This is a genomic window from Mycobacterium sp. (assembly GCF_032159565.1).
Lineage (GTDB): Bacteria > Actinomycetota > Actinomycetes > Mycobacteriales > Mycobacteriaceae > Mycobacterium.
Map to the genome: position 1 here is coordinate 1 of NZ_JAVHWR010000123.1, position 3,880 is coordinate 3,880.

Below are 3,880 nucleotides of genomic sequence, written 5' to 3' on the forward strand. Positions count from 1 at the left end.
CGTCACCGTGAGGCCCGCGATGACATCTCCTCGAAGCCACCCGCGTTCATAACCACGGAATTGTTCGACCCCCGGCACCCAGTCGCGAAGGCTCCTGGTCGCGATCATTGACGGGCCTCCTAAGACCTTGCCCCGCGGCCACGCTGAGCCTGCCCAGCGTTCGCGGCCGGCCTACTGATACAGCATTCCAAAAACTTGCCGGAGGAAGATGGATTTCATGTCCGGCGTCAACCGATGGAGCGGTCGGTGTCTCCGTGAGTTGCTCGACGCGGAGGGCGCGTTGATCGTGTCGCCGGGAGCCGGGTCACGACCCCGACGCGGCCAGCGATGGGGTACCGACGCCGATGGTGATTCGTGGGGAGGCGGAAGGGTCAAGCCAGTTCAGCACGGAACGCATCTCTTCGCGGCCGATAGCCACACACCCCCAGGTGGGACTGCCATCGGTCACGTGGAGGAAAATCCCCGACACCCGCCCCGGGATGCGTTGTGGGTTTACCGCGATGTTGACGGCGTAGTCGTAGACGGGACCGGAGTCGTGGAGGTTTTCCGCGATTGATGAGGGACTGCCGGATCCGCGCACGTGCGTGTTGTAAGTCGGTGAGTCGGCCTCCTCGTCCCACCAGTCTTCCGCAGTGGCCTGGAAGTAGGGCATTTTGGTGCCCGGGTCGGGTTGGCGACCGAAGGCTTGGTCGAACGCGAACGTTCCCACCGGAGTCCGGTGGACACCATCAGCGGGGGCGCCCACGCCGAGCTCGCCTACCTCGGCGGCCGTCGGTCCCAGTACGGGCTTCCATCCTTGACCGACCCGCTGAAAGGCGGTGAGGGTTCCTGTAGTCGCGTTTGCGGTCGGCACGCCCACGACGATCCACTGCGCGGGCTGGCCGGCGGAGGAAGTTGCAGGGTCCGCCGCCGCGGGCACGGCGAGCGGCAGGCTCAACAGCGCGCACCCGAGTTGTGCCGCCACCAACGTCGATAGTTTCGATGCGCGGGCGGCTCTCAGCAGGGCAGCACCACGGGCTGGGCAAGCAACCGGCCCCATTCATGATGCGCTGCCGATTGCGCGGCATCGACATCCTGTGATCTGTCGCCGCCGCAGGTCAGATGAACCAGGCCCCACGCCATCGCGGCGATGGGGACCCGATGCCGCTGCGCGGCGATGAGCAGCTCTTGAAACGCTGCATCCGAACGACACCGCCGAAGCCCCATCAATATTCCCAACGCGGTGTCGAGCATCCGCCCGCCCTGCGGGTCGGGTGAGATCTGAGAAGGCCACTGTGCTGACACATCTTTCCTATCTGCTTGACGACCGCCCGATGCGCGACATCGGCAGCTGACCAAGAGTCCATTTTGTGCCAGCCGACGGTTGGAACCAGAGCCAGGAGCGCATCGGTATGCAGCCGTGACCGCCCTGCGACGGCACCGTGGCCATTACATCCACATTCCGGTCCGATTCAGACGGCTCCGGCAGTGGTAATCCCGCGTCAGGGTCGTACTAGAAGCATGGATGGGAAGCGACGATGGGCGTGTGGGAAGAGGCGTTGAAGGAGGCTGCGGCGCAGCGATACGCCGAAGTGCAATCGCTTCAGCGTCAGCGGGCCCAATTAACCGAGCAGGCGCGTGCTCTCAGCGATTTCATCGACGGCATGAATCGACTGGGAATCCGGCCGCGGCGTCAGCCCTTCCCAGGTGTTGAAAGGATTTCCGGCCGAGAACCGCTACCGGGCGTCGCGCTTACACACAACGGTCGGTTGGGACATCGGAGCAAGCGCGGTCGTCACACCAAGTGGCTCGGTATACGACATGAGGAACCAGGACAAGGAGCCCTGCGATCTGACACGACCTCAAATGTTCTCGCTGACAAGCGAGCGCCGGCAATCCCTCACTGAACTGCTCCGCGAAGCGCTGGGGCGCGCAATGGCGGACTGCTAGGTCGATGCGGCAGAGTCATAGCGAATGTCCCCGTCTGTGATGAGCAGAGGACGGTTATGAAATCGGTGTTGCTGTCGCGGCGCGACTTGGATTTTCTGCTGTTCGAGTGGTTACGCGTGCACGAGTTGACGAACCGGGAGCGCTTCGCAGAGCACTCGCGAGAGACGTTCGACGCAGTACTGGACCTGTGCGAGCAACTCGCGGCACGCTACTTCGCGACGCACAACAAGACCAGCGACGCCAACGAGCCGACCTTCGACGGCGAGAAGGTCACGATCATTCCCGAGGTGAAGGAGGCGTGGGACGCCTTCGCCCAAGCCGATCTGCTCGCAATGTCGATGGATCAGCGGCTGGGCGGCGCGCAGTTGCCCGCCACCGTGGCCCAGGCCGGCTTCGCATGGTTCTCGGCGGCCAACGTGAGCACCACCGGCTACCTGATGCTCACCATGGCCAATGCCAACCTGCTGGCCCGGTTCGGCGCGCCGGAGCTGATCGATGTGTTTCTGCAGCCGATGCTGACCGGCCGGTTCTCCGGCACGATGGCGCTGTCGGAGACTCAGGCGGGCTCGTCGCTGGCCGATATCCTGACCCGCGCCGAGCCCCAAGACGACGGAACCTACCGGCTGTTCGGATCGAAGATGTGGATCTCCGGAGCCGAACACGAGCTGACCGACAACATCGTCAACCTCGTGCTCGCGAAGATCCCCGGAGCTCCGCCGGGCACCAAGGGCATTTCGCTGTTCATCGTGCCGAAGTACCTCGTCAACACCGACGGCTCGATCGGCGAGCGCAATGACGTGGTGCTGGCCGGCCTGAATCACAAAATGGGCCAGCGGGGCATCACCAACACGGTTCTCAGCTTCGGCGACGGCACCTACAGTCCCGACGGAAAGCCCGGCGCCGTCGGATATCTGGTCGGCGAGCAGCACCGCGGCATCGCCTACATGTTCACGATGATGAACGAGGCGCGCTTGGGTGTCGGGATGGGCGCGGTGGCATTGGGTTACACGGGCTATCTGAAATCGGTGGCGTACGCCCGCGAGCGCCCACAGGGCCGTCCGGTAACGGCCAAGGATCCGACGGCTCCGCAAATACCGATTATCGAGCACGCCGATATAAAACGAATGCTGTTGGCGCAGAAGGCATATGTCGAAGGCGGCATGGCGCTACTGTTGTACTGCGCCAAGCTTGTCGACCTGCAGCACAGCGCCGAGTCCGACAACGAGCGCGATCATGCCACGCTGTTACTGGACATGCTCACACCCGTCGGCAAGAGTTGGCCGTCGCAGTGGTGCCTGGAGGCCAACAGCCTCGCCATCCAGGTTCACGGCGGATACGGCTACACCCGGGAGTACGACGTCGAACAGCACTATCGCGATAACCGGCTCAACCCGATCCACGAGGGCACGCACGGCATCCAGAGCCTCGACCTGTTGGGCCGAAAGGTAACCATGCGCGGCGGTGCAGGGCTCGCGGCTCTCGGTGACGCGATTGGCCGGAGCGTGGCCGAGGCCGCCGCGCTCAAGGGCGAGCCTGCCGAACAGGCGGCCCAGCTCGACGCGACGTGGCAGCGCCTGATCACGGTCACCACCGCGATGTTCGGCTCGGGTGACGTTGAGGCCGCTCTGGCCAACAGCGTCATCTATCTCGAGGCGTTCGGACACATCGTCGTCGCGTGGATGTGGCTGCAGCAGGTGGTGGCGGCGCACGGCCGCGAGGGCGATTTCTACGATGGCAAGCGGCACGCAGCGCGCTATTTCTTCCGCTACGAACTGCCGAAAACGACACCACAACTGGACCTTCTGCAGTCGCTGGACCGCACCACGTTGGAGATGCAGGACGCTTGGTTCGGCTGACCTAGTCGCGTCGATTCCACCCGCCGCATTGCCCTGCGCTGGTGAGCAGAATGCGCAATACCTCTATATCGCTGGTTGCGCGGCTTGTGCGCACA

Annotated in this window: 4 protein-coding genes; 1 reads left to right on the forward strand and 3 read right to left on the reverse strand. The window is 64.0% G+C overall.

Translation table 11 applies throughout. From position 1 onward, the window contains the following. From QOC76_RS15240 to QOC76_RS15250, 3 genes are all read right to left on the reverse strand, one after another. A partial coding sequence (locus QOC76_RS15240) for a hypothetical protein (protein WP_526357721.1) occupies positions 1 to 108 on the reverse strand: 108 nt, incomplete at its 3' end. 196 nt (positions 109 to 304) lie between these two features. After that, positions 305 to 964, reverse strand: coding sequence for a L,D-transpeptidase family protein (locus QOC76_RS15245; RefSeq protein WP_526357715.1), 660 nt, complete (start codon positions 962 to 964; stop codon positions 305 to 307). 32 nt (positions 965 to 996) lie between these two features. Beyond that, positions 997 to 1,233, reverse strand: a complete 237-nt coding sequence (locus QOC76_RS15250; RefSeq protein WP_526357717.1) for an ANTAR domain-containing protein — start codon at positions 1,231 to 1,233, stop codon at positions 997 to 999. Positions 1,234 to 1,985: 752 nt separating this feature from the next. Between QOC76_RS15250 and QOC76_RS15255 the strand changes: the two genes are divergently transcribed. Continuing rightward, positions 1,986 to 3,785, forward strand: a complete 1,800-nt coding sequence (locus tag QOC76_RS15255; RefSeq protein ID WP_526357719.1) for an acyl-CoA dehydrogenase C-terminal domain-containing protein — start codon at positions 1,986 to 1,988, stop codon at positions 3,783 to 3,785. Positions 3,786 to 3,880: the final 95 nt, after the last annotated feature.